Genomic DNA, 24095 nt, shown 5'->3' with positions numbered 1-24095 from the left:
ATAGTGTAGATACCATTGTCAGACAGGAAGTGAATCGATTGCTCTTTAACGAACCTTTACTCGCCGCCTTGCTCGCTTGGTTCATCGCACAAGCAGCTAAGCTCGTAACCGAACTCATTAAAACACGAGACTTTGAATTAGAAATCATGTTTGCCTCGGGTGGGATGCCAAGTTCCCACTCTTCGACCGTCGTCGCCTTAGCGACCGTCATCGGTCGAATCGAAGGGCTCGATTCCAGCATGTTCGCGCTCGCCTTGATTTTTGCGACAATCGTCATGTACGATGCGACCGGTGTGCGTCAGGCGGTCGGGTTCCAAGCCCGTTTGTTGAACGACTATTTCAAAGGCATCAAACATGAAACACCGATTTTAAATGAGTTGGTCGGTCACACCCCGTTCCAAGTCATCGTCGGTGCCCTGCTCGGTCTCGTCATCGGATTATTTTTCCCGATTTAAGCTGAATTTTAGAGGCATGTCGCCCCTTCTTCTCAAAACACTCCATCTTTTTGTGAACTTTCACAACAGAGACGGTATAGTGAGAGAGAGGAGGAATCGACATGCCTTTTTTGCAGAAATCTTATGAATCGCTCGATACGCTCGCCGAAGCAATCGGACAAGCGATTCGGGCCCCAATCACGATTGAAAATCGCCACCATCAGTTGCTCGCCTACAGCACCCACCCCGACTCGACCGACCCGGCCCGCATCGCGACCATCATCGGCCGTCGTGTGCCGGAAGCGGTCATCGAGGACTTATGGGAAAGTGGAATCCTGCAAGAAGTGATCGACCGAGACGAACCGGTCGTCATCCCAGCCCGGATGGCTGTCGGTTTAGGCGAACGTGCCGCTGTCGTTATCAAACAACAGGACGATGTGCTCGGTTATATTTGGAGCCTCGCCCGAACGACCCCGTTCTCGGAACAAGAGCTCACTGTGTTAAAAGAAGGTGCGAGCATCGCTAAAAAATTGCTCATGACCATCGCCATGCATGAGCGGCGCATCGATGCCGAGCTCGAGCGTTTCTTTTTAGAAGTGTTGGCCAGCCCCAATTTGTCGTCCGCTCATCGTGATCGTTTGAACGAACTCGCCCCGATCGCTGTCGCCAGCCGACTCACCATCATCGAGTGCAGCCAACCGATCACCCCACAGCTGGCGGAGCGATTGTTTTATGTTCTCGCGACCCAACAAGCGATCGAGGTCGTGTTGCACGCCATCGATGGTCAACAGCTCCTCGTCTGGCATTATATGAAATCGGAGTTGGCCGAGGAAGAGACGGCACTTTTGCAGTGGGCCAATCGCTTCGAGACACAGCTCCGAGAGAAATTCACGGAAGTCGATCCACGTTTAGGCGTCAGCCGTCGTTTCTTTGAGAGCGACATGCTGTATGCCGCGATGGAAGAAGCACGACAGGTCACGTCGCTTCGTCGGAAGTTCCCCTATGAGCTTGCCGCGACGCACACGTTCGAACAAATCGGGATTTATCAGCTCGTCCCAGATCTCGCTCGCCGAATCGGGCTTCGGCTCGAAACGCATCCGACCATCGAGCGTTTGCAGGCATATGATGTCGCCCATCATACCGAGCTCGTCACGACGCTCGAGTGGTATTTCTATTTTGATGGGAACGTCAAACGCGTCGCCGCCCATCTTCACATCCACCCGAACACCGTGCTCTATCGGATTCGCCGCATCGAGGAACTGACGAATATTACGCAAGTCTCACTGCCCGAACGAGCCGCTGTTTACCTCGCCATCAAGGCAGGCCAATACCGACAAGATGATTGATGCCCGCTTTGTGATTTTTCACAAAGTGGGCATTGTCATTTTTAGAATCCATGCTAAAGACAGCGTTTTCGGATGGGTCTATACTAGAGGTGTGAACAAATTGTGTCAGTAGAGAGAAAGGGGAACTTTACATGAAAATCGGGGTATTGAAAGAAATCAAAAACAATGAAAACCGCGTCGCCTTGACGCCGATGGGTGCAGCCGTATTAACTGAGCTTGGACACGAGGTTCTCGTCGAGACGGAAGCCGGTGTCGGGAGCGGCTTCACGAACATGGAGTATGTCGATGCAGGGGCGACAATCGTCGACACAGCCGCAGACGTTTGGGGAAACGTCGAATTAGCGTTGAAAGTAAAAGAACCGCAACCGTCTGAATATCGTTATTTCCGTCCGGACTTGACGCTCTTCACCTACTTGCACTTGGCAGCCGAACCAGAACTCACGAAAGCACTCGTCGATTCAGGCGTGACGGCGATCGCTTACGAGACGGTTGAGATCGACCGCACGTTGCCGCTCCTCACGCCGATGAGCGAAGTGGCTGGACGGATGGCCGCTCAAATCGGGGCCCAAATCCTTGAAAAACCGCACGGTGGAAAAGGGATTCTCTTGTCAGGCTTGCCTGGCGTACCACGTGCGAACGTCACCGTCATCGGGGGCGGTGTCGTCGGGATGAACGCAGCCCGCATCGCCATCGGCCTCGGTGCCAATGTCACAATCATGGACATCAGCCCAGCCCGTCTTCGCCAAATCGACGACCAATTCGGCAACACGATCAATACGCTCATCTCAAACAGCTACAATATCGCCAAACAAGTGGCGGACAGTGACCTCGTCATCGGTGCCGTCCTCATCCCAGGCGCGAAAGCACCGAAACTCGTCACAAAAGAAATGGTGCAACAGATGTCACCTGGGTCGGTCATCGTCGACGTCGCCATCGACCAAGGCGGGATTTGCGAGACGATCGACCATATTACGACGCATGACGCACCGACGTATGAGCGCTACGGCGTCCAACACTATGCCGTCGCCAACATGCCAGGTGCTGTCCCACGGACGTCGACGCTCGGTTTGACGAACGCGACGATGCCGTATATCGTCGAGTGCGCTCAAAAAGGGATTTTCCCGGCGCTTCGTGAAAACGCGGCGTTACTCAAAGGCTTGAATGTCATCGACGGGACAGTCACGTATGAGGCTGTCGCGCGTGACCTCGGCTACACGTTCGTGGCGCCTGCTGAAGCGGTCACAAAACAATTACAAGCGTAAGGACCAAACCGACAGAATAGTTCTGTCGGTTTTTATGTCGTCACATCATCAAAAAACGCTCGAACCGGTTGGTTCGAGCGTTTTCGTGCTTATGCGTTTTCGACGGCGATATCCTCACCAATGATTTTGACTTCTGGTTCAAGCTCAATCTCGAACTTCGCCTTCACCGTCGCTTGGACGTGACGGATGAGCGAGATATATTCAGTCGCCGTCGCTTCATCGATATTGACGATGAATCCGGCGTGCTTGAGCGAGACCTCCGCCCCGCCAATCCGCTTCCCTTGCAGGCCGCAGTCTTGAATCAATTTACCGGCAAAGTAACCAGGCGGTCGTTTAAAGACGCTACCACACGATGGGTATTCAAGCGGTTGTTTCGACTCGCGCTTGTGCGTCAAGTCATCCATCACTTCTTTGATTGCCTCATAGCCGAGCGGCTCGAGTTCGAACGTCGCTTCGAGGACAATCAGCCCGTCTTTAGAAACTCGGCTCGTCCGATAATCGAGGTCGAGCTCTTCTTTCGTGAGCGTCATGAGTTCGCCTTCTGGTGACAAGACGACCGCGCTCGCGATGACGTCTTTCGTCTCTCCACCGTAGGCGCCTGCGTTCATGTAGACCGCACCACCGACCGTCCCCGGGATGCCACAGGCGAATTCTAAGCCTGATAGTTCCTCGGTGAGCGCTTGGCGTGACACATCGATGATGGCCGCGCCGGCTTGAGCGATCAATTGATTCCCATCGCGACGAATCGTTTTCAACTCGTTCAAGTTCAAGACGATTCCGCGAAGGCCGCCGTCACGGACAATTAAGTTTGATCCAAACCCGAGAATCATGAACGGGACGCTCTCGCGATGAGCAAGTTCAAGCACGGCTTGTACTTCCTCGTACGTGTGCGGGGCCACGAAATAATCGGCCTTCCCGCCTAATTTTGTATACGTGTGTGCCGACAGTGGTTCGTCTTGGTTGACGCGATCGGCCGGAATGATAGTAAGTAGTTGGTCTAAAAAGCTCATGCGTTGCCTCAATCCTTTACGTTCTATTTTAAGCATGCCTCGGTTCGTCAAGAGAGAGGCAAACACGTCACTGAATGATTTCAGTACGAAACACAGTATACAAATCTTTGACAGAGGTGACAAGCAACGTTTTCTTTACAACGAAGCAATTAGTTTATAGCAATAATGATGTAGCCACTGCCACTACGATAGGAATTGTGAAATTATCCCAATCCCGATACGAAATCGCTTCTGTCAACGTAGCGATAATAGAAATGATGAATCCATATGTTACCACTTGCCAAAGTGGAACATCATCCCACAAAAACAATAAAAAGAGGACAGCGTACGAACTGAGAAACATGGCCATGCTCCCTTGAAACGAGCGCTTCTGTCCGTATAAGTCGTACGTCACTGTACCGTATTTACGTCCAATCAGAGCGGCCAACCCATCTCCCCACGCCAAAACGAGTGATCCGGCCAAAAAAGCGAGCGGCTCCGATTCGAAGAAAAAGTACAGGATGACGAGCAAGGCGATCGGATAATAGACGGTACCGAGTGATTTGCGCTCCGTCTGGTGGACCGGTGACGGACTCTTATAAAGAAGCAACGCGTTCGCAAACGTGAAGAAGACGAGCGGGACGGCTGCGACGTACCAAGTCTCCATTAACCAGACTGCAAGCAGCGACCAATGGCCGACCGCGATATGTACACTCTTTCGAATTGTCTCATCCGTCCAGCCGAGGCGTTTGCCAATCTGTTCAAGACCGACGAGAAACACCAGGACAATGACGATGGACAGGATGGAACTGACCCATTCATTCATCGTTGGACCACCTTTATCTACATTTTTTTATACGTTTCCATTATACCTTAATCAGGCGATAGCCTAGCTTCCTTTTCAAACATTTGGTAGAATGAGGTCAAATGACTGTATAGCCAACGGACGTAGGTGGCTATAGAAAGGATGCCTGTATGCGCGACGCAATTTCGATTCAAACTTTGGCTGATTGCCTTCATTATATGCGGGTTGGCGACGTAGACCGGGCCATCTCTCTCTTCCCAGAGGACGTGCGTGAGCATTTCCCGAAAGAACTTCGTAAAATTCATTTGTTTCATATTGAAAAGAACGGATTGTCGATCAATCAAATCGTTTCTTTGGCGAACACGTTGACGGGGGAACACTTATCCGCCACCACGATCCAAAACTGGACGAAACGAGAGGTCCGGAAAATCATCGGAGTGCCCCGGGTCGGTAAAAAGTACTCGCTCCAACAAGCGGCCATCATTTATTTACTCGATGATTTGAAGCACTTGTTCTCGCTAGAAGAGACGAGTTCGCTCCTGGCGCTCATCTTCAACAACCCTGACCGTGATGAAGACGACCTCATCTCACCGATCGACTTTTATCGTCTCTACGCCGAGTACGCCAAATCGACGAGCCCGATCGAGCTCCTCGACACCCGTGCGAAGCGTTCAATCGAGAAGATGGGCTATACCCATCCGAACATCTTGCACGTCCTTAAACTCTGTTTATACGCGCACCGCGTGACGACCCTCGAGATCGAGGCCAAACATTATTTGAAGCGCTTCATTTGACCACGTCGAATGGAGCTTTTTTTCATAAAAAAAACACCAGTCGCCGTGACTGGTGTTCGTCATATTGGTCACACCGATACCGCGATGGGCATCCGTGATTTTACTGTCAACGTTTTAAGGACAGACAACAACTCGAACATCGAGAGTTGGTCGGCCTCTTTCGTCAAACAGAAGCAGTCATCCTCTTGTTTGCGGAGTTCCGCCACAAGCTTGCCTGCTTTGTCTCGAACGCTGAACTTATAGCGCTCGACATCGTATTGAATCGTATAGAGACCGCGTTCATAGACGTTGTACTCACACTTTTTCCCGAATAACGAGAATTTGTCCTTCAACTGACCAATCGCCTGCCCGTCGTGGTTCATGACGACCCACTTTTGACAGTTCGGGATGTACTTCCCGTGAGCGATTTGACGGCCTGACAAGTTGTGCACTTGAACACTGCCCTCCGCGTCGCGGTGAACAGATCCGATCGCATCATTTGTCTCGTCATAAATGGTTGCTTCGCCTTGCGTAAAGACGCAACCTTTTACATAAATTAATTTGCGCACCGCTTTTCCTCCTAATACGTTCCAACCTTGGATTTGTGTGTGTTTGGTTGGTCTTTCTATGAAACCCCCAAATTGGTACTGCTAGCCGCCTTTTCTCGTTTCAGCGACTACATATTTCATATGACGAAGATGATTATTGCATCGATTCATGAAAAAGACAACCCCTTTTTCTTCGACACAATCCGCCATTCTGTCAAAGTTGTGAACACGCCTGATTTTATCGCTTAAAACCGGCCTCTTTTAGCAACTGTTCGAGCTCCATTCTTGCAATCAGACGAACTTGATTCGGTTCCGCCAATTCGTACGCACTATCGGTATACGATGAGTTCGTCACGACCCAGCCCTCGTTCACGCCATAGTATGGAACAGACGCCGCGACTTGCTGGACGGCTTCGAGTCCGACCGCCTTTTCATAGCGTTTCGCTTGGACCGCGATCGACCATCCATCTTCTGCTTCAAGGAGCAAATCCGCCCCGAAATCACGTGACGCCGGGGTCACCGTCACGGTATACCCGAGCGCGGTGAACACTTCCTCTAAGAATAGTTCAAATTCTCGGCCGTCCATCCGGTCGATGCGGTGGATCGTCGAGAGACGCATCCGCCAAATGAGCCAAAGCAGGCCGACTGCCACGCAAGCGATGATGCTCCAAATCGGTGCATCCCACCACCATAACCCGAGGGCAATCATTAAGCTGAGCCCCATTCCTTTCACGTCCATCGCCCTCTCTATGTGTTCTTATCTTCACTTTACCGTTTGAAGGCAGGAAAACAAAGGGGGAGCTGTCGAATGTATTGAAGATGTACCCGTTTGATATAGAGAAGGAGGGATCATCGTTAATGGAGAACCGAGGACATCTCCAAAGCGAACTGCTACACGCCTTACCTTACGGTGTAGCGTTAATCACGACGGATGGGACAATCGTCCAAGCAAACCGTCCGTTTTTAGAGCAATTCCCTGAAGACTTACAAACGCGATCAAACATCTTTCATATGGTCAACCAGTCACCGATCACGATGGAGCTGTCACGACGGATGGAGCAAGGACTATCTTGGACGTATGAGATGCCGACGATCCGGATTCACGCCATCCCCAATGGTGACGTCTACATCCTCTCAATCGAGCCGCTTCCGCTCGATACACGGGTGACGGTACAACATAACGCGTTCGAAGCCATGATGCACACTGAGCTTGATATGGCGATGATCATGACCGATGCCAATCTGTTGATCAATCGCTTCAATAAAGGGGCGACCGAACTGTTCGGATATGCGCCGCACGAAGTACTCTATGAAATGACCCCGTTCGGTCTGTTCGAGTCAAGAGAACTGAGCGAGAAGCGGACCCACTATCAAGACGAGACGGAGCGGCTCTTGTCATTCGAACAGATGCTGCGTGTGGCGTTAGACCGAGGCGACCGTGAATGGAAGTTCCAACGAAAAGACCGGACCCATTTCGTCGGAAAACTGTTCATGCACCCTGTCTATGAGCAGGCACGCGTCATCGGATTTTTCTTTTTCGTGTTCGATGTCAGTCCTGAGATCGCCTTGAAAGGCGAATTGCTTCATAAAGAACAACGCTATCGCATGTTTGCCGAATCAGTCATCGAAGCCGTGCTATTCCATGAAGGCGGGACGATCTTAGACGCGAACAAGGCGGCCGAAACGATTTTTCGCATCCCGGCCGAACAGATGGTCGGCCGTCAAACGATTGAGTTCATCGCCGAAGGCTACCGGGCCGATGTGTTGCGCCGCATTCGCAATCATATCCAGACACCGTATGAGGTCATCGGCCGTCGTGAGGACGGGACGTTCCTCGAGATGGAAGTGTACCCGAAAGAAGTGACGTTCCAAGGCCAGACGCTTCGTGTCGCCGTCATGCGCGACATCAGCGACCGAAAGAAAGTCGAGCGCATGCTCGAGCGGGAGAAGAACGCCATCGCCCGGCAACGGGATATCATCCAATCGATTTTACAGGCGTCCAATGAAGCGTTCGTCTTGACCGAATCGAACGGCAGCGTCCTCTTCATGAACGTGCACGCCCGTCGTCTGCTCGATTTGCCGGGTATCGCCCCGAACAAGATGCAAGAGCGAATTCCGCTCCTGACGACGTTCCGCGCGCGTGACCGCACCGAGATGTTGAAAAAAATCGATTTGTTGCTCGACGGATCGGCGCGAGAAGTGTCAATGCGCTTCTCGATTCCGCAACCGAATGATCGGGACGAGCAATATTACGAGATGTATGGGACTGGTATGGATACGAAACGCCAAATCGGAATGGACAGTGGGTTCTTGTTTGTGTTTCGCAACCGGACCGAAGAAGAACGGATGGACCAAATCAAGAACGAATTGGTCAGCACCGTGTCCCACGAACTGAGAACCCCGCTCTCGTCACTGTCGGGATATATCGAATTGATGCTCACTCGCGACTTGAACCCGGAGAAGCGTGAGCGCTACTTAAAGACGATGGCGAAGGAAGCGAAGCGACTGACCGACCTGTTGAACGATTTTCTCGATATTCAACGAATGGAAGACGGCAATCAAGAGTATAAAAAAGACCACTTTATCTTGAACGAACTCGTCCGCGATGTTGTCGAACGCTTCCGCGAGACGAGCAATCACTCGATTCATTTCGATGACGCCGATGAATCGCTTCACCTCATCGCCGACAAAGACCGCATCGAGCAAGTCATCATCAACCTGCTCTCGAACGCAATCAAGTACTCGCCTCATCACCACGAAGTCGAGGTACGGGTCCGCCATGAACGTAACCAAGCCCACGTCTCCATTCAAGACTTCGGCATCGGGATTCCCGAGCATGCGTTCGAAGAGTTATTCAAAAAGTTTTATCGCGTCGACAACTCGGACACACGTCAAATTGGCGGGACGGGTCTTGGGCTGTCAATTTGTAAGGAAATCATCGAATCACACGGCGGTAGTATCGAGGTCGAGTCGAGCGTCGGCGTCGGCTCGACATTCACGTTCACGTTGGACTTAGCGGAGGAGACACTATGAACCATTACGCTTTCACCGGTTTCCCCGGCTTTTTAGCCGGAAAGATGATCACGCACCTCGCAACCTTGCCGAATCAAATCGGAACGATTTACGCGCTCCACCTCCCGACCGAACGTTCCGGGGCACTCGCTTTAAAACAGGAGCTGTTGGAAGCGACATCGTTACGAGATGACCAACTCGTGCTCGTCGAGGCCGATATCACGCTGCCTGAAGTCGTGCTCGACCCGATCATGCGCTCGGTCATCGAACGTGAAGTGAATTACGTGTTTCACTTGGCCGCTGCGTACGACTTGAGCATCCCTTATGATGTCGGGTATCGCATCAATCTGCTTGGGACGAAACACATCACCTCGCTCGCGAAACGGGCCCCGCACTTGAAACGATACGTCTACTTCAGCACCGCCTATGTGTCCGGACGCCGTCAAGGAACCGTTTATGAGAACGAGTTATGGCACCGTGTCCGCTTTAAAAATCATTACGAGGCGACGAAGTATGAAGCCGAGGCCATCGTCTCGCGGGAGCTCGGTTCGATGCCGGTGACCATCATCCGTCCCGGCATCGTCATCGGCCATAGCGAGACCGGCGAGACGAAAAAGTTTGACGGGGTCTACTTCGTCTTGAAGCTGATGGACCAACTCCGCCAAGCCGCCCCGCTGCCTTACATTGGACGACAGAATATCGAAGTGAACCTCGTCCCGTATGATTATGTCGTCGAGGCGACCGCTTATCTCGCCCACGCCCCGGTCGGTTTAAAACGGACGTTCCATTTGACGGACCCGTTCCCGCACGGCGCACGCGAAGTGTACCGGATGATTCATGAAGAGATGTTCGGTCGTCCTCCACGCGGGACGATTCCACACGCAGTCGCGGAGACCGGATTCTCGGCGCTGCATCTGTCGGAACGTTACGGCGTTCCGCGCGAACTACTCGCCTATTTCAAACATCAAGTCCATTTCGATACGACCCAGACGTTGCGGGCACTGAGCGGGACGGACATCGTCTGTCCTGACTTGAAAGACTACTTGCCGAAAGTCGTCGCCTATTACGAGACACACAAAAAGCCCTGAACAGGGCTTTTTGTGTGTCATCCGATTAACAACTTCTCTTTTGGATAGCGAATCTTCCGGTCCATTTGTCTCGCGACCGTGAATAGAATCGTCAACGAGCCGACGCGGCCGAGCAACATCATGAACATGATAAAGCTTTTTCCGGCATCGTTCAGTTCTGCCGTGATTCCAAGCGATAACCCGACCGTGCCGAACGCCGAGACCGTCTCGAATAGGAGCGCGGTCGCCGAAATGTGGCCGTTCGTCAAGATGGTCAGTGCGGTAATCAATAAAATAAAGATGAAACTGGTGATGGCCACCATATACGCTTTTTTGATTTGGAACGCGTCAATCGTCCGCTCCAAGATGACCGTCTCCTTTTTACCAACGATGAACGCCCACATATCCGCCAAAATGACAGCCACGGTCGTCACTTTAATCCCGGACCCGGTGGAAGCGGCCCCTGCACCGACGTACATGAGAATCAAGACGACACCGATCGACACAGGCGCCATCGTCGAGATGTCGACCGTGTTGAAACCGGCCGTCCGTGTCGTCACCGCCTGGAAGAAAGTAACGTGCAACGCTTCACCGAACGGGCGTCCATATAAACTCCCTTCCGTCGACACCCATTCAAACAGCATGAGCGCGAACCAGGCAATGCCGTTGACGATGGCGAGTGACGCAATCATGATTTTCGAATGCAGCGCGAGCCGTTTCCAGCGCTTCACCTCGGTCGCGTCCGCAATCGTCGTGAAGCCGAGCCCTCCAATCATCAAGAGGACGGCAATCGTGATGACGATGGCCGTATTCTGTTCAAATTGCATCAAACTGTCTGGCCAAAGGGCAAACCCCGCGTTATTGAACGCTGATACCGCATGGAAGAAGCCATAATACAATGCCTCGCCGAAGCGATAATCACCGGTGCTGTACAGTTCGAACGTTAAAAACAGCATGCCTAGAAACTGAACGATCAGTGTCGTGAAGACGATGTTGCGGACGAGCCGGACCGTGCCGCCAGGCCCCGACAAGTTGAGCGATTCTTGAAGGAGAATCCGCTGTTTCAAGCCGATTTTCTTCCCGAGCACGCTGAGTAACATGAGAGCGACCGTCATGAAGCCGAGACCTCCGATTTGAATCAAGGCGACGATGACGAGCTCGCCGAACGTGTTGAAGGAAGAGCCGATATCAATCGTCGACAACCCGGTCACCGTACCGGCCGACGTGGCGATAAAGAGACAGTCAATCCACGACACGGGTTGCGTCTGTGCAAACGGCATGTAGAGCAGGGTCGCACCAGTCAAGATGGCGAGTAAAAATCCAGTCGCGATAAAACGGGCCGGCTTTTCAAACACGAGCCGGTAGAGCGCTTCAATTCGTTTTATGCGCATTTCCCGCACGGTCAATCGATGTCGCATCTCGCTATCTCCTTCATATCTAGTTTTCTAAGGCTCATATTACTCCTCACTTTTAAAATTGCCAACTAGAAAAATGTATCGCTAACTGTTTGTCGATTTTTTTGGTAATATGAGAGATAGACTTTAAGAATGTTGAGGAGGTTGAATGAAACCGTGGACCCTAGTACGGTAGATCATTCGCTAACGGATGTCTCGCGAAGGTTGGAGCGTCAGTCACAATGTATGCCCGCCCATCTTTATTTCCAACTTGAAGAACTGCTACATTGGTCACTCGATCAAGAAGTTGTGAATCAATTGTACGCATTATTAAAAAAATACGACGTGTTAACCGATATAGAGCGTGAAGAACGAAATATCAGCATTCAAATGCTGATTGACGAAAACGGCGCTTAACCATCGGGAACGCATTTGCGGGAGACGAGTTAAGTCTCTCGCTTTTTTTGTCTCCCGATCTCTTTAGAAAGGTGGAAAACATAGACATGGATGTCGTCACTTTAATAGGACTTTTACTCGGTTTCTTCACGCTTATCGGCGGTATGATTTTGAAAGGCGCAGGGGTCGCCCCGCTGATCAACCCAGCAGCACTGGTCATTATTTTTGTCGGTACAGCTGCCGCGGTCAGCATCGCCGTATCAAAAGAACAGTTACAGACGGTTCCCCAACTGTTCAAAATTTTATTCAAGAAGCAAGAGTTGCCGAGTAAATCGGGCCTGTTGACGCAATTCGTCGATTTATCGACGCAAGCGCGTAAAGAAGGTTTGTTATCGCTTGAAACGGCCCTTGAACAAGTCGAAGAACCGTTCTTGAAGCAAGGCATGATGATGGTCATTGATGGCCAACCGTCCGAGTACATCGCCGAAGTGATGTCTCGTGATATCGAGAACATGGAAATACGCCATAAGGCGAACGCCGACGTGTTTACGCAAGCGGGGACATATGCGCCGACACTCGGTGTCCTCGGGGCCGTAATCGGACTCGTCGCCGCATTAAAAGATTTATCGGATATCGACAAACTCGGATATGCCATCTCAGCTGCCTTTGTCGCGACACTGTTCGGGATCTTTAGTGGCTATGTCCTTTGGTTCCCATTCGCTAACAAGTTGAAGCAATATTCGAAGAGCGAAGTCGTCGTCAAGGAAATGATGATTGAAGGAATTTTATCCATCCAGGGCGGAGAATCACCAAAGACGCTAGAAGATAAGTTGGCCGTGTATTTGTCTCCAAAGGAGCGAGCGAACTATGAAGCGCAAAAAGAAGCATGATCATGAAGAACATATCCCTGAAGGCTGGCTCATTCCTTATGCCGATCTCCTGACGCTTCTGCTCGCTTTGTTCATCGTCTTGTTCGCCTCGAGTAACGTCGACCAGACGAAGCTCGAAAAGATGTCCCAGTCCTTTAATCAAGTGTTCTCAGGCGGGACGAGTGTGTTTCAAGCCTCGACCGCCTCGAACAGCGATATTAGCCGCACGAACAAAACGGACACGACGGCGAATCCACGGACGTACGAACTCGCCAAGCTCGATGAGTTGAAAGAAGAGGTCAATCAATACATTCAAAAGAATGGACTCGAGGATGAGATCGAAGCGACCATCAATTCGAGCGGTCTCGTCCTGACGATCCAAGACCGGGCTCTATTCAGCATGGGTGAAGCGACGCTCGATGGCGATGCTAGAGCAGTCGCCCGCTCCATCAGCGGTATTCTCGAACAAGCCGGCAATCGTGAAATCGTCGTATCGGGTCATACGGATAACATCCCAATCAACACGGCCCGCTTCCCGTCGAACTGGGAACTCAGTTCAGCCCGAGCCACCGCCTTCATGCGCGGCTTGTTGACGAACGACGCCTTGAACCCTGGGCAGTTCACACTTGCGAGCTACGGGGAATACAAACCGATTGCGACGAACGACACGGAAGCCGGACGTTCGAAAAACCGCCGCGTCGAAGTGTTGATTAAACCACTCGTCGATTTGTCAGAAGGATCGCCCAAAATGATTGATACGATCGTTTTGCCATAAAAAAATCCCACTCGATCGAGAGTGGGATTTTTTCGTTACCGCGTCCATTCAAAATATTTACGAGCGAGCTCAGTGAGCGGACTGTTGAACAAACGTTTCCGCCAGTACAAGTCGGCCGCCTTCTTGACCGCTTCGCTACGCGATGGGTACGGATAGATCATCCGGGACAGTTTACCGATCTTATCGCCCCGCTGCATCGCATAGACGACGATTTGCATCCAATCCCCGGCCGTCATTCCGACCGCGTGCCCACCGATAATCTTACCGTTCTTCCGGGTGATGATTTTGACGAATCCTGTCTCTTGACGGTCGGCGACGAACCGATCGACCTCAGACAGTTTCGCTTCAAAAATCTCGACGTCATCGCCGTGACGCTCACGTGCCTCGGCCTCGGTCATGCCGACGTGGAACACTTCCGGGTCCGTGAACGTGATCCACGGCATCTTCGTGTAGTCGACCTTGTTCCATAGTCCGAACAAGGCGTTCGCTACGACGGCTTTCCCTTCTTCTCCGGCCGCATGCGTGAACGGTAACGTCTTGATCGTGTCACCGATCGCGAAGATGTGGGGTTGGGACGTCCGGTATGTCGAAGTGACATCAACGTACCCGTCTTTCACGTTCACATGCGCCCGGTCGAGCCGTAGTTCATCAATTCTCGGTTTACGGCCCGTCGCCATGAGCAGTTTGTCAGCCTCATACGTCACGGTCTCGCCATCGACTTCAGTCGTGACGTGAATACGTCCGTCCTCTTCCGCAATCTGCTTCACCTTCACCCCGATTTTCAGACGCATCGCCATCTCGAGCTGGGAGCGGAGCAATTTGCTGACAGACTCATCTTCTTTCGGTAAGAACGTGTCCTGTGCCTCAAGCACGGTCACTTGGCTTCCAAGACGAGCGAACGATTGGGCAAGTTCAAGCCCGACCGTGCCGGCGCCGATGACGATGATACTTTCTGGCAGCGTTTCTTCTTCAAAAACTTGTTCGTTCGTTAAGTACGGCACACTGTCCAATCCATCAATCGGCGGTACGGTCGGTTTCGATCCGGTCGCGATGACAAACTTTTTCCCAATCAACAAATCGTCTCCGACTTTAAGCTCGTACGGGCTTTGGAATGATGCCTCGCCGATATACACATCGACACCAAGTTTTTCGAAACGCTCCGTTCCGTCATGATCTTGGATAATGGCGCGGGCACGATCGACACGCGCCTTCGTCGTCTGGTAATGGTCGCGGCCATCAAACTCAGCTCCGAGCACACGCGCCGCCTGCATCATGCTACTCGCTTCTTTCGAAGCGGCAATCAGCGCTTTCGACGGGACACACCCGACGTGAAGACAGTCTCCACCAAGGTGTTTTTTCTTCTCGACCAAGGCGACCTTTGCGCCTAAGTTTGCGGCACCAGCCGCGACCGTCATCCCGGCCGCGCCACCACCAATCACAATCAACTGATAATCCTTCATCTCATCAACCTCCGATAGCGTTCACTCACATCCTGCATCCGTTTCCGGTTCACCCCAAAGTCAGAGTGACCGAGTCGTGATGCCGAGCGGAATTCAATCTGTCTTGTCTCATCGTCGAATCGGAATTCAACGTCATCCTTAAAGCGCATCATTTTCGACGTGACGACATAATGGAGCGTGTCATCCGTCTCCTTGACGAGCTCGGTCCGAGGCAGTTGCCCCATCACCATCTTCATTGTCTCGATGCTCTCAGCGCGGTCTTGCCCGTATGGGAGCGGCTCCATGCGTAGCGCCTCAATTTCTGTTTCGGTCGAGACAGCGTTCGGACTACCTGACAATGGCTTCAATGATTTCGTTGCCACGAAAAAAACCTCCCTCATTCTACATACAATTACATGTATCCTGAATTCGGAAGGTTTAACCCTTTTAATGCAGTTCGCTCGGATCGAGCGGCAACAAAACAGTCACCGTCGTCCCATGACCGACCTCACTTTCAATGACGAGCTTTCCTTCGTGCGCCTCGATCAACTCCTTCGCAATCGCGAGACCAAGACCACTGCTGCCTTTCGTCACTTGCGCCTGATAGAACATTTCCGTGATGCGTTGCAGGTGATCCCGTGAGATACCAGGCCCCTCGTCAATAATCGAGATGAACGCGACCCGCTCGGATTGCACGAACCGTACGGTCAACGTCCCACCTTCGGGTGAGAAGCGAATGGCGTTCTCGAGTAAGTTTAAAAATACTTGTTTCAACCGGTTCTCATCAAACAGTCCAATCGATTTTTGGGGGTACCGTTCGATGAGGGTGATCTGTTTATCCTCGAGCGACTGTTTCAACTGAATCGTCACTTTCCGTAACAGCGATACGAGGTCGAGTTCTTGCCGATACAAGACGAGCCGGCTCTCTTCAATTTTCGTGTAATCGAGCAACTGCTCGACGAGCCCAATCATCCGCTCCGTCTCCGAATGGATGATGCTCAAACCGAGCTCGGTCTCCTCCGACACTTTCTCGTCCCCGCCGCGAATCGTCTCGGTCCACCCTTTGATCGAAGTGAGCGGCGTCCGCAACTCGTGCGACACGTTTGATAGAAATTCATTTCGCGTCGACTGATGCTGCTGCACTTTCGCTCCTAAATACGTCAGCGTCCGGGCCAGTGCCCCGAGCTCATGTTTTTCATTGGAATAGACTTCGACGTCAAAATCACCTTGCGCCATCTCATCGGCCGTCTCAATGATGTCTCGAATCGGTCGGACGAAGCGGTCTGCAATCCGAATGACGGCATAGAGCGCGACCAGCCAAATCAAGACACCAATCATGACGACAGCCATCCAAATCTCGCGAATCAACGTATCGAGCTCGGCGAGCGGTCGCGTGAAGCTGATGGCGAATTCACTCGTGCCGTCCGTGATGATGGGACTCGTCACCGACAAATAGTGGTTCCCTTCCGCATCGTAATCTTGGACGACGGACTCACCGCGGGCGAGGTCTTGCAGTTGTTCCGATGTGAAGGCCGCCTGCTGCGCCCGCTGTCCCGTCGTTTTAATGATTTGACCGGTCCGGTCGACAATCGTCAAATCGGTGCCTGGATACCCGAACGTCCGGACGAGAACCGAGAACGCGCTCGGTGTTTCAAAACCGACCTGCGCCTGGGGATAGAGATAGGCACTCGTCGTCGCATGGCTAAGTAAGGCCTCTGATTCATATTCATAGTAGTAGCGGTACGTTCCGTACGACAAGACGCTCACGAGCAAGACGAGCACGAACGTCATGACGAGCATAATCCGAATGACGAGCTGTTGCTTCATCCGTCATGTCTCCGCCATTTGTACCCGTGCCCCCACAGTGTCTCGATATAAGCTGGGTGGCTCGGATCATCTTCAATTTTTTGACGGAGACGACGGATGTTGACGTCGACCGTCTTTCTGTCCCCGAAGTAATTGATGCCCCAAACGGCATCTAACAGCGCATCACGTGATAAGACGACTTCCTCGTTTTGGACGAGGTGACAAATCAAATCGTATTCGGTCGGGGTCAAATCAATCGACTGCCCATACTTCGTCACTTGCTTCGCTGCCAAGTCGATGGCGAACGGTCCGGACTTCAATCGCTTCTTCTCTTTTCGTTTCACTTTCTCGACACGTCGGAGGAGTGCTTGAATCCGCGCCACGAGTTCGCCGGGACTGAACGGCTTGGCGATGTAGTCGTCCGCCCCTCGGCCGAGTCCTTCGATTTTATCTTCTTCGAGTGTGCGCGCCGTCAGCATGATAATACCGACATTCTCATCTAAATCACGGATGGCCGCACATGCCTCAAAACCGTCCATCTCTGGCATCATCACATCCAATAACACGACATCGAACGGTTCACGATCAAACGCCGTGACCGCCTCGCGTCCGTTCGTCGCCTCAAAGACGTCGAATCCGGCCCGCTTTAAATTAACGATGATAAAGCTGCGAATCGCATGCTCATCTTCGGCTACTAATATTCGATTCATCATTCCACCTCTTCTGAAATTCACTACTTCTTAATAGTTACGTTTTTGCGACAAGGTTGTCAATTGACCTCAAATCGTATTAGGATGGAGTCATTAGATTCTGAAGGAGGACTCCTTACCATTATGAGTTACAAGATGATTGTTTTAGATATGGACGATACGCTCCTCACGAGCGATCACACGATTTCCGCCAAAACGAAAGCTGCCTTGCTGGATGTACAAGAACGCGGACATAAAGTCGTGCTCGCGAGCGGACGTCCGACGTACGCGATGTGGGACGCAGCCCGAGAGCTCGAGCTCGCCAAATACGGTAGCTATATTCTCTCATTTAACGGTGCCTCAATCATCAACTGTGAGACAAATGAAGAAATCTTCTCAAGTACATTGCTTCCAGAGACGGTCGCCCATCTCCATGATATCAGTGTCCGGGAAGAAATCGCGATTCATACGTACATCGGTAACGAAATCGTAACCGATCAACCGAACCCGTATACCGATATCGAAGGTGAATTGACAGGGATGCCGGTCATCCATGTCGATGACTTCAAAGAAGCGGTCACGACGCCTGTCGTCAAGTGTCTCATGCTCGGTGACGGCGACACGCTTGCTCCAATCGAAACGAAACTCCAAGTCGAACTCGAAGGCAAACTCGCCGTCGCGCGTTCAAAACCGTTTTTCCTTGAGTTCACAGAAGCGGGTGTGACGAAAGGGACGAGCCTCGCCTTCTTAGCGGAGCACGTCGGCATCGAGCAAGCCCACGTCATCGCTTGCGGAGACGGGAACAACGACTTGACGATGATTGAATGGGCCGGGCTTGGGGTCGCAATGGGCAACGCCAACACAACGGTCAAAGGCAAAGCCGACTTCATCACGAAATCAAACAATGAAGACGGGATCGCGCACGTTATCGAAACGTTCATGGGAACTGTCCTCGTCGATCGATAAACGGACAACTCAGGTTGAATTCAAGGAGGAATTACGATGAATAAAGGATTGAAACGGGCGGGACTCGGACTCGTCGGCACGGCTGTCGCCGGTGCCGCCTATGTATTCTTGTCCCCGAAACCGACCTCACGCCTCGTCAAAACCTCATTTGCCGGCGGGAACGAAGTGGCCATTAAAGGGTTCGAGGAAGTCGTACAAAAAACGTCGGTCCGTAAAGACATCGACTACCATTCGGCTTACGAGAACGGAACGTTCGACTTGATTCGCTACGAAGGTGAGAAGCAGATCGTCCCAACCATCTTTTGGGTGCACGGCGGTTCATTCGTCGGTGGCGATAAGGCCGACGTCTTCAAGTATGCGACGTCAATCGCAAGCAACGGCTACAACGTCGTCAGCGTCAATTATGCGCTCGCTCCAGACGTCACGTACCCCGTCCCGCTCCAACAACTTGAAGAGGCATACACGTATATCGCTGAAAACAATGACCGCTTCCGGCTCGATCTCGACCGCGTCTTCTTTGCGGGCGATTCGAACGGGGCCCAACTTGTGGCCCAATTCGTCGGAATCCAATTGAACGACGACTACGCACCATCGGCCGAAGTGAATCAAGTCGTTCCGAAAACGTCGATCCTCGGCACGATTCTCATGTCAGGTCCTTATGACTTGAAACGAAGCATCATCGAGTCATCGAAGGCGGTCAACCGCTTCTTGTTCAAACGGATCGGTTGGGCTTACTTCGGAACGTACAATTGGGAAGACTTGCCGGTCGTCGCGGAAGCGTCGCCGCTCGTCAATATCCCGGCCACGTTCGTTCCGACGTTTATCACCGATGGCAACACCGGTTCGTTCGAAACGCAAGCGAAAGAATTTGCGACGATCCTCTCAGGTCGTGCGGACGTCACGAGCGTCTTTTACGACCGAAACGAGCACACACTCGGCCACGACTACCATTTTGAGATGGATAAACCAGCCGCCAGTGCCACGTATCGCCGTTTAATCACGTTCTTGCGTGAAACGACGCGTTAACAAATAATCCCCGCCCATCATTGGGCGGGGATTATTTTTGTCAGTTGAGCAATGCGAGCGCGCGGCCAATCAACTCATGCCGCGACGGTGACGTCTCACGTAACGCGTGCAACCGTTCCGTCAACGCCTGTCGAAGCGCATCGGACTCGACGAGCTCCAAACATTCGATGTGGAGCAACCAAGCATCGGGATGATCGGCAAGAATCGTCGGCACGAGCTCATCAATCGACTCGCCTTGCTCCCGCATATTGCGAATTCGATTGAACATCGGGTCATCGTTCGTCCAAACACGGGCGTCACGTTCGATCTGGACCGGCTTCTCCAAGATGACGAGTTCTTCAATCTCGGTGCCTGGGAAGATCGATGGGAGCGTGTCTTGTCTCACTTCAAGTGTCGTGAGATGGATTTGTCGGTCTTCAATCGTGACGATGACGTCTTCGAACTGTAACGCTTCCGTCGTCTCGCTGACGAGGCGTCCGTCCAGTCGAATCCCTGCCGTCGCCAATACGTCTTGAAGCGGTCCGTCGAGAACGAGTACGCCGTGGTTCTGTAAGTTCGTCAATTGACCGTGATTGACGTTCACACAGTCGTCCCACTGGACGAGCGCATGGGCTCCGGAGCGTGTCACGTGACGAATCACACCGACGCGGTCCGTCCCGTCTTCAAGCCGGACGGTCGATTGACTGCCCGACGCGAGCGCTTTCTCGAGCGAGGCGATTCCACCTTGGTTGACCGCCATCCGTGACTCGAGTTCGTCTAGCGCGTCCTTCAACGCTTCAAAGTCCGGGATGACGAACAACTCGCGTTGCATATTCGTCACGTCCTGTTTCGTTTCGAGTGCGTGCTCTAAATTGAACGGATGTTTCGTGACGGCGTCAGTCAAACAATGACGGCTCTCCCCGACCGATGATAACAGTCCTGCCCCGTAGATGAGCGGGTTGTCCACCTCACCGATGAGACCGAACTCGACCGTCCACCAAAAGATGCGGGCGACTTGTTGCGCTTCAGAGAAGCCGGTTACTTGGGCTTTGGCCGCATGAACCGCCGCTTCGGCTGCCGCGATGTCCTCGTCCGTCGAGTTCGCATTCTCCTTCACGACGGTCAATCGTTTCAGTGCTGCAAACGAGGCGTGTTCTTCACGATTCATGAACGCTTTCGCTCCAAGCTGTCCGAACCGCTTCACGATTTGGGAGAACTCCGGATCCATCAACATCGGTGCATGACCAGCCGCCTCGTGGATGATATCTGGTGCCGGACTGTACAAAATATTCTCGACTTTACGAATATCGGTCGCGACCGGCAACATGCCGTTGCCTTGGAAGTCAAAGAAAGCGACGCCTGGGATGAGTCCATCGACCGCGACCGTCGACCAACCGGCCGCTCGCATCTCTTCGGTCATCTTTTCAACGTCAGGGAGACGCTCTGGCCCCATGCCCGTCTTTTTCAACCCTTTGATGTAGAACGGGTGTGCCTTCCCTTCAAGCGTGTGCAAGTTCAGTCGCAAGACGAAGCGCCAGACAGCATGATCCGTCGGCGTGTACTCGTCGTAGAACTGTGGCGAAATATGTGGGGCCAAATGGCGTGGAATGATTTGTGTGAGCATGATGTTTCCTCCTTTGATTGACTGAACGTAAAAAAGTCCCTATCGATTCACTCGATAGGGACGACGATGCCGCGGTACCACCCTGATTACTAGACGATGTCTAGTCACTCTATTCCGATAACGGGGGACCGCTCAACAAGTGAGAGCTCGCGAACTGTAATTCGATTCATCCTTTGGGCGTGTTCACAGCACCACACGCTCTCTGGGCCAGGGAAGATGTCTCTACTTCGGTTCGGTCATCGCTTTTATACTGTTATACAGTTATGCTTCTATGCACATGTGCTTTTAAGCGCTAAAGTATCTTGTTGGTAGTAACGATAACAGACCGTTTGAATGTCGTCAACAAAAAAACAGTCCGCATCTGCAGACTGTCACAAACACCAATCAATTTCAGGTTGTCCCCACTCACTCAACTTCGCGTTCACTTGCGAGAACGGCTTCGATCCGAAAAAGCCGCGATGGGACGAGAGCGGGCTCGGATGGACCGACGTCAAGACGGCATGTTGCGGGCCAATCCATTTCTGTTTCTTCTTCGCGTCGTTCCCCCATAAGACGAACACGATCGGCTCTTCACGCTGCCCAAGTCGCTCGATGATGGAGTCGGTGAACTGTTCCCAGCCCTTCCCGCGGTGAGACCCGGCCTTGCCTGCCTCGACCGTGAGTGCGGTGTTGAGCAATAGCACGCCTTGTCGGGCCCATTTCTCCAAATTGCCGCTGGTCGGGACCTTACAGCCGATATCGTCCTGCAATTCTTTAAAGATATTACGGAGTGACGGTGGAAGGCGGACGCCGTCTTGGACCGAGAAACTGAGTCCATGCGCTTGGTTCGGTCCGTGATAGGGATCTTGCCCGAGGATGACACATTTGACGTCCTTGAACTTCGTATAGACGAACGCGTTCCAAATATCTTCTCGCTCCGGATAGACGGTCGATGTCTCGTACGCTTCATCGACGAACGCTTTCAAGTTAGTAAAATAAGGCTCGGCCATCTCGGATGCGATGATGTCGCTCCAATCCCCAAGCAGGCGATTTGATAACTGTTCTCCCATGTGTTTCTCCCCTTTCCGTCTTATCATACCCGAATTGATGGCACACAAAAAGACGAGCCCGATTGGACTCGCCTTGATAATTATACTGTGACTGCGCCTGCGACTTCTTTCGCAAGTGCTTCGGCTTTCGCTTTTGCGTCAGCAACGATTTCTTCGATTTTGTCTGGGTATTGGTTCATTCCTTCAACTGGAAGTGTCGTCACTTCTGTCACGCCGACAAATGCGAGCGCTTGACGGAGGTAAGCGTCTGCGAAGTTGAGGTCCGTACCCGTGTAGATGCCACCCGTACCTTGGATGTGGATCGCTTGTTTGTTCTCGAGAAGACCGACTGGACCTTGCTCTGTGTAACGGAATGTTTTACCAGCCGTCAAGACGCTGTCGAGGAACATTTTCATGCGTGCTGGGAAGAAGAAGTTCCACATTGGCGTCGCGAACACATACATGTCAGCTTCCATGAACTTCTCGAGCATACCGTTCATTGTTGCGACTTTAGCCGCTTCGACGTCTGTGAGTGCTTCGCCTGATGCGAATTTGCCCCATGCGCTGAGGACGTCGCCATCGATTTCTTGGACATCGACATCGTAAAGTTCAATCGCTTCAACTTCGAGTGACGCATTCTCGTTCGTGAGTGTCGTCATGAATGTTTCAGCGACTTGTTTGCTGTATGACAATTCTGTCGGTTTCGGGTTAGCAGATACGTATAATACCTTTTTCATAATGGGTTCCTCCATAAAAGTAATCTCTATTTGTAACAACAGTTTGAACTATATCATCTGTATATCTCGCAGTCAATTATTTTAACTTCAAGATAAATGAGTCGAAAAAAACAGGCAGGCGTCATTTGCCTGCCGCGTTATAACCGACCCGTTTTAATAGGTCGATCAGCATTTCCGTCTCCTCTTCACTAAGTGGACCGTAAATGTCTTTAAAGATTTCGATATGCTCGGGATAGACGACGTCCATCAAACGCTTGCCTTCTTCGGTCAACGAAGCATACGTAACGCGTCGGTCAGATGGACAAGCCACACGTTCAATCAAGCCACGTTTTTCAAGCTTATCGATCACGTATGTGACACTGCCGCTCGTAATCAAAATTTGATCTCCGATTTGCTGGAGCGGGGTATCCCCTCGTTTATACAATACGGATAAAACACCGAACTCTGTTGAATTCAATTGGTGGCGTCTTAAATCGTCCTTTACACGGTCACTGATCGCGTCCATCGCCCGCGCTAAAACGATCCACGCCTTCAATTCGAGTGATTCAATCATGTCGGTTTCACCTCAATTCGTTCATCATTTACCTTTAGTATAGCAGGACATGAGCAGTATACGGTGGGAAAAACGCTTCGTCAAGAAACTTCTTCATTGTCGCCCCTGTCTGAAACGTATAGAATGGAATTATTGCGATTTTTAGAAAGGGTGGACGGTATGCGTGAGTATTACGAGATTTCATTGACGATTAAACAAGCCTATTTGAGTACGGTCATCGAGTTGTTGAACCGGGAAGGGATCGCCCCAGACTATGCGCTCGAAAAAGAAGGCGCGGTCTTTTTATTGTTCAACCACTTACCATGGCCGAACGTCACGCGCGAACCCCATGCGGTCGAGCGCTTTTTGTTGACGTTGGCGCGTGAGGACTATTTGTTCGTCAAAACGAAACGCAAGTCCCCCGTCCCGGACCATGAACCGGTCGCCTGCATGGGCGCGTTTGACTCACCGTTCCATGAGCATTTGAAGATTGAACTCGCCGTCGACGAATCGGATGCGAGCCATCTCGATATGTCGGCGTTCCGGCACTACTGAACAACACATCTGTGTTGTTTTTTTTATGACTAGTCTGGGCATAT

At 51.9% G+C, this 24095-nt stretch carries 24 protein-coding genes and 1 other annotated feature; of the genes, 11 read left to right on the top strand and 13 right to left on the bottom strand.

The features are described from left to right. Nucleotides 1-29 precede the first annotated feature (29 nt). The 3 genes from KNP78_RS06745 to ald all read left to right on the top strand — a co-directional run bounded on the left by KNP78_RS06745 (nt 30) and on the right by ald (nt 3042). Entirely contained in the window at nt 30-455 is a 426-nt protein-coding gene (locus KNP78_RS06745) for a divergent PAP2 family protein (RefSeq protein ID WP_138860348.1), read from the top strand. A gap of 101 nt (nt 456-556) precedes the next feature. Continuing rightward, a complete protein-coding gene (locus KNP78_RS06740; protein WP_214823485.1) occupies nt 557-1780 on the top strand; it encodes a PucR family transcriptional regulator in 1224 nt (407 codons plus the stop codon). Nucleotides 1781-1911: 131 nt separating this feature from the next. After that, nucleotides 1912-3042, top strand: a complete 1131-nt coding sequence (gene ald / locus KNP78_RS06735; protein ID WP_034780820.1) for an alanine dehydrogenase — start codon at nt 1912-1914, stop codon at nt 3040-3042. An 89-nt stretch (nt 3043-3131) separates the two neighbouring features. Here ald and murB read toward each other — a convergent pair whose 3' ends face one another. Then, nucleotides 3132-4052, bottom strand: a complete 921-nt coding sequence (murB, locus tag KNP78_RS06730; protein ID WP_034780819.1) for a UDP-N-acetylmuramate dehydrogenase — start codon at nt 4050-4052, stop codon at nt 3132-3134. 154 nt (nt 4053-4206) lie between these two features. Then, entirely contained in the window at nt 4207-4857 is a 651-nt protein-coding gene (locus KNP78_RS06725) for a diacylglycerol/polyprenol kinase family protein (protein WP_034780817.1), read from the bottom strand. A 149-nt stretch (nt 4858-5006) separates the two neighbouring features. Between KNP78_RS06725 and KNP78_RS06720 the strand changes: the two genes are divergently transcribed. Beyond that, nucleotides 5007-5630: a DUF1836 domain-containing protein gene (locus KNP78_RS06720; protein WP_214823484.1), complete on the top strand. Its 624-nt coding sequence runs from the start codon at nt 5007-5009 to the stop codon at nt 5628-5630. Nucleotides 5631-5698: 68 nt separating this feature from the next. Here KNP78_RS06720 and KNP78_RS06715 read toward each other — a convergent pair whose 3' ends face one another. Beyond that, nucleotides 5699-6178, bottom strand: a complete 480-nt coding sequence (locus KNP78_RS06715; RefSeq protein ID WP_034780813.1) for an LURP-one-related family protein — start codon at nt 6176-6178, stop codon at nt 5699-5701. A gap of 217 nt (nt 6179-6395) precedes the next feature. Next, nucleotides 6396-6881, bottom strand: a complete 486-nt coding sequence (locus tag KNP78_RS06710; protein ID WP_235420246.1) for a restriction endonuclease — start codon at nt 6879-6881, stop codon at nt 6396-6398. A 134-nt stretch (nt 6882-7015) separates the two neighbouring features. On the opposite strand from KNP78_RS06710, the gene KNP78_RS06705 reads away from it, so the two are divergent. Both KNP78_RS06705 and KNP78_RS06700 read left to right on the top strand, forming a co-directional pair. Then, nucleotides 7016-9190: a PAS domain-containing sensor histidine kinase gene (locus KNP78_RS06705; RefSeq protein WP_034780811.1), complete on the top strand. Its 2175-nt coding sequence runs from the start codon at nt 7016-7018 to the stop codon at nt 9188-9190. Next, nucleotides 9187-10257, top strand: coding sequence for an SDR family oxidoreductase (locus KNP78_RS06700; RefSeq protein WP_138860057.1), 1071 nt, complete (start codon nt 9187-9189; stop codon nt 10255-10257). Before KNP78_RS06705 ends, KNP78_RS06700 begins: the two co-directional genes overlap by 4 nt. A 17-nt stretch (nt 10258-10274) precedes the next feature. On the opposite strand, the gene KNP78_RS06695 is transcribed toward KNP78_RS06700, so the two are convergent. Then, nucleotides 10275-11654, bottom strand: coding sequence for a TrkH family potassium uptake protein (locus KNP78_RS06695; RefSeq protein WP_214797436.1), 1380 nt, complete (start codon nt 11652-11654; stop codon nt 10275-10277). 479 nt (nt 11655-12133) lie between these two features. Between KNP78_RS06695 and motA the strand changes: the two genes are divergently transcribed. Together motA and KNP78_RS06685 are read left to right on the top strand one after the other, a co-directional pair. Then, complete coding sequence (motA, locus tag KNP78_RS06690) at nt 12134-12916, top strand: flagellar motor stator protein MotA (protein ID WP_034780808.1); 783 nt, start codon at nt 12134-12136, stop codon at nt 12914-12916. Next, entirely contained in the window at nt 12894-13670 is a 777-nt protein-coding gene (locus KNP78_RS06685; protein WP_214788341.1) for a flagellar motor protein MotB, read from the top strand. The genes motA and KNP78_RS06685 overlap by 23 nt, the downstream gene beginning before the upstream one ends. A 35-nt stretch (nt 13671-13705) precedes the next feature. On the opposite strand, the gene KNP78_RS06680 is transcribed toward KNP78_RS06685, so the two are convergent. The 4 genes from KNP78_RS06680 to KNP78_RS06665 form a co-directional block, all read right to left on the bottom strand. Then, complete coding sequence (locus KNP78_RS06680) at nt 13706-15130, bottom strand: dihydrolipoyl dehydrogenase family protein (protein ID WP_034780806.1); 1425 nt, start codon at nt 15128-15130, stop codon at nt 13706-13708. Continuing rightward, complete coding sequence (locus KNP78_RS06675) at nt 15127-15492, bottom strand: DUF1499 domain-containing protein (protein WP_205729343.1); 366 nt, start codon at nt 15490-15492, stop codon at nt 15127-15129. Before KNP78_RS06675 ends, KNP78_RS06680 begins: the two co-directional genes overlap by 4 nt. 64 nt (nt 15493-15556) lie before the next feature. Beyond that, on the bottom strand, nt 15557-16936 hold the full coding sequence (locus tag KNP78_RS06670; RefSeq protein ID WP_214823483.1) for a sensor histidine kinase: 1380 nt from the start codon (nt 16934-16936) through the stop codon (nt 15557-15559). Continuing rightward, entirely contained in the window at nt 16933-17625 is a 693-nt protein-coding gene (locus KNP78_RS06665; protein ID WP_034780802.1) for a response regulator transcription factor, read from the bottom strand. The genes KNP78_RS06670 and KNP78_RS06665 overlap by 4 nt, the downstream gene beginning before the upstream one ends. Before the next feature lie 123 nt (nt 17626-17748). Here KNP78_RS06665 and KNP78_RS06660 point away from each other — a divergent pair, with 123 nt between their 5' ends. Next, nucleotides 17749-18570 (top strand): Cof-type HAD-IIB family hydrolase, encoded by an 822-nt coding sequence (locus KNP78_RS06660; protein WP_034780799.1) that lies wholly within the window; start codon nt 17749-17751, stop codon nt 18568-18570. A 36-nt stretch (nt 18571-18606) separates the two neighbouring features. Further along, on the top strand, nt 18607-19596 hold the full coding sequence (locus KNP78_RS06655; protein ID WP_138860063.1) for an alpha/beta hydrolase: 990 nt from the start codon (nt 18607-18609) through the stop codon (nt 19594-19596). A 40-nt stretch (nt 19597-19636) separates the two neighbouring features. Here KNP78_RS06655 and KNP78_RS06650 read toward each other — a convergent pair whose 3' ends face one another. The 4 genes from KNP78_RS06650 to KNP78_RS06635 all read right to left on the bottom strand — a co-directional run bounded on the left by KNP78_RS06650 (nt 19637) and on the right by KNP78_RS06635 (nt 23517). Continuing rightward, the gene (locus KNP78_RS06650) at nt 19637-21199 is read right to left on the bottom strand and encodes an aromatic amino acid hydroxylase (protein WP_214823482.1); all 1563 of its coding nucleotides are present in this window, start codon (nt 21197-21199) and stop codon (nt 19637-19639) included. 53 nt (nt 21200-21252) lie between these two features. After that, nucleotides 21253-21448 (bottom strand) — a binding site (T-box leader). A gap of 122 nt (nt 21449-21570) precedes the next feature. After that, on the bottom strand, nt 21571-22248 hold the full coding sequence (locus KNP78_RS06645) for a uracil-DNA glycosylase (protein WP_034780791.1): 678 nt from the start codon (nt 22246-22248) through the stop codon (nt 21571-21573). An 80-nt stretch (nt 22249-22328) separates the two neighbouring features. Next, the gene (locus tag KNP78_RS06640) at nt 22329-22964 is read right to left on the bottom strand and encodes an FMN-dependent NADH-azoreductase (protein ID WP_029596264.1); all 636 of its coding nucleotides are present in this window, start codon (nt 22962-22964) and stop codon (nt 22329-22331) included. 121 nt (nt 22965-23085) lie between these two features. After that, nucleotides 23086-23517 (bottom strand): MarR family winged helix-turn-helix transcriptional regulator, encoded by a 432-nt coding sequence (locus KNP78_RS06635; protein WP_034780788.1) that lies wholly within the window; start codon nt 23515-23517, stop codon nt 23086-23088. 159 nt (nt 23518-23676) lie between these two features. Here KNP78_RS06635 and KNP78_RS06630 point away from each other — a divergent pair, with 159 nt between their 5' ends. Beyond that, nucleotides 23677-24051, top strand: a complete 375-nt coding sequence (locus KNP78_RS06630) for a hypothetical protein (RefSeq protein ID WP_034780785.1) — start codon at nt 23677-23679, stop codon at nt 24049-24051. The last annotated feature ends 44 nt before the right edge of the window (nt 24052-24095 follow it).

It is taken from the genome of Exiguobacterium sp. s28, from assembly GCF_018618135.1.
In the GTDB taxonomy this organism is placed as follows: Bacteria; Bacillota; Bacilli; order Exiguobacteriales; family Exiguobacteriaceae; genus Exiguobacterium; species Exiguobacterium mexicanum_A.
The sequence above is the reverse complement of the archived record's forward strand: the minus strand, read 5'-3'. Positions and strand labels throughout refer to the sequence as shown.

Bases quoted from the DNA above. Each gene is read 5' to 3' on its own strand.
- KNP78_RS06680 (WP_034780806.1), bottom strand. From the start codon at position 15,130: ATGAAGGATTATCAGTTGATTGTGATTGGTGGTGGCGCGGCCGGGATG.
- motA (WP_034780808.1), top strand. From the start codon at position 12,134: ATGGATGTCGTCACTTTAATAGGACTTTTACTCGGTTTCTTCACGCTT.
- KNP78_RS06645 (WP_034780791.1), bottom strand. From the start codon at position 22,248: ATGGGAGAACAGTTATCAAATCGCCTGCTTGGGGATTGGAGCGACATC.
- KNP78_RS06705 (WP_034780811.1), top strand. From the start codon at position 7,016: ATGGAGAACCGAGGACATCTCCAAAGCGAACTGCTACACGCCTTACCT.
- ald (WP_034780820.1), top strand. From the start codon at position 1,912: ATGAAAATCGGGGTATTGAAAGAAATCAAAAACAATGAAAACCGCGTC.
- KNP78_RS06650 (WP_214823482.1), bottom strand. From the start codon at position 21,199: ATGCTCACACAAATCATTCCACGCCATTTGGCCCCACATATTTCGCCA.
- KNP78_RS06635 (WP_034780788.1), bottom strand. From the start codon at position 23,517: ATGATTGAATCACTCGAATTGAAGGCGTGGATCGTTTTAGCGCGGGCG.
- KNP78_RS06695 (WP_214797436.1), bottom strand. From the start codon at position 11,654: ATGCGACATCGATTGACCGTGCGGGAAATGCGCATAAAACGAATTGAA.
- KNP78_RS06725 (WP_034780817.1), bottom strand. From the start codon at position 4,857: ATGAATGAATGGGTCAGTTCCATCCTGTCCATCGTCATTGTCCTGGTG.
- KNP78_RS06685 (WP_214788341.1), top strand. From the start codon at position 12,894: ATGAAGCGCAAAAAGAAGCATGATCATGAAGAACATATCCCTGAAGGC.
- KNP78_RS06700 (WP_138860057.1), top strand. From the start codon at position 9,187: ATGAACCATTACGCTTTCACCGGTTTCCCCGGCTTTTTAGCCGGAAAG.
- KNP78_RS06670 (WP_214823483.1), bottom strand. From the start codon at position 16,936: ATGAAGCAACAGCTCGTCATTCGGATTATGCTCGTCATGACGTTCGTG.
- KNP78_RS06665 (WP_034780802.1), bottom strand. From the start codon at position 17,625: ATGAATCGAATATTAGTAGCCGAAGATGAGCATGCGATTCGCAGCTTT.
- KNP78_RS06630 (WP_034780785.1), top strand. From the start codon at position 23,677: ATGCGTGAGTATTACGAGATTTCATTGACGATTAAACAAGCCTATTTG.
- KNP78_RS06655 (WP_138860063.1), top strand. From the start codon at position 18,607: ATGAATAAAGGATTGAAACGGGCGGGACTCGGACTCGTCGGCACGGCT.
- KNP78_RS06720 (WP_214823484.1), top strand. From the start codon at position 5,007: ATGCGCGACGCAATTTCGATTCAAACTTTGGCTGATTGCCTTCATTAT.
- KNP78_RS06740 (WP_214823485.1), top strand. From the start codon at position 557: ATGCCTTTTTTGCAGAAATCTTATGAATCGCTCGATACGCTCGCCGAA.
- KNP78_RS06660 (WP_034780799.1), top strand. From the start codon at position 17,749: ATGAGTTACAAGATGATTGTTTTAGATATGGACGATACGCTCCTCACG.
- KNP78_RS06710 (WP_235420246.1), bottom strand. From the start codon at position 6,881: ATGGGGCTCAGCTTAATGATTGCCCTCGGGTTATGGTGGTGGGATGCA.
- KNP78_RS06640 (WP_029596264.1), bottom strand. From the start codon at position 22,964: ATGAAAAAGGTATTATACGTATCTGCTAACCCGAAACCGACAGAATTG.
- murB (WP_034780819.1), bottom strand. From the start codon at position 4,052: ATGAGCTTTTTAGACCAACTACTTACTATCATTCCGGCCGATCGCGTC.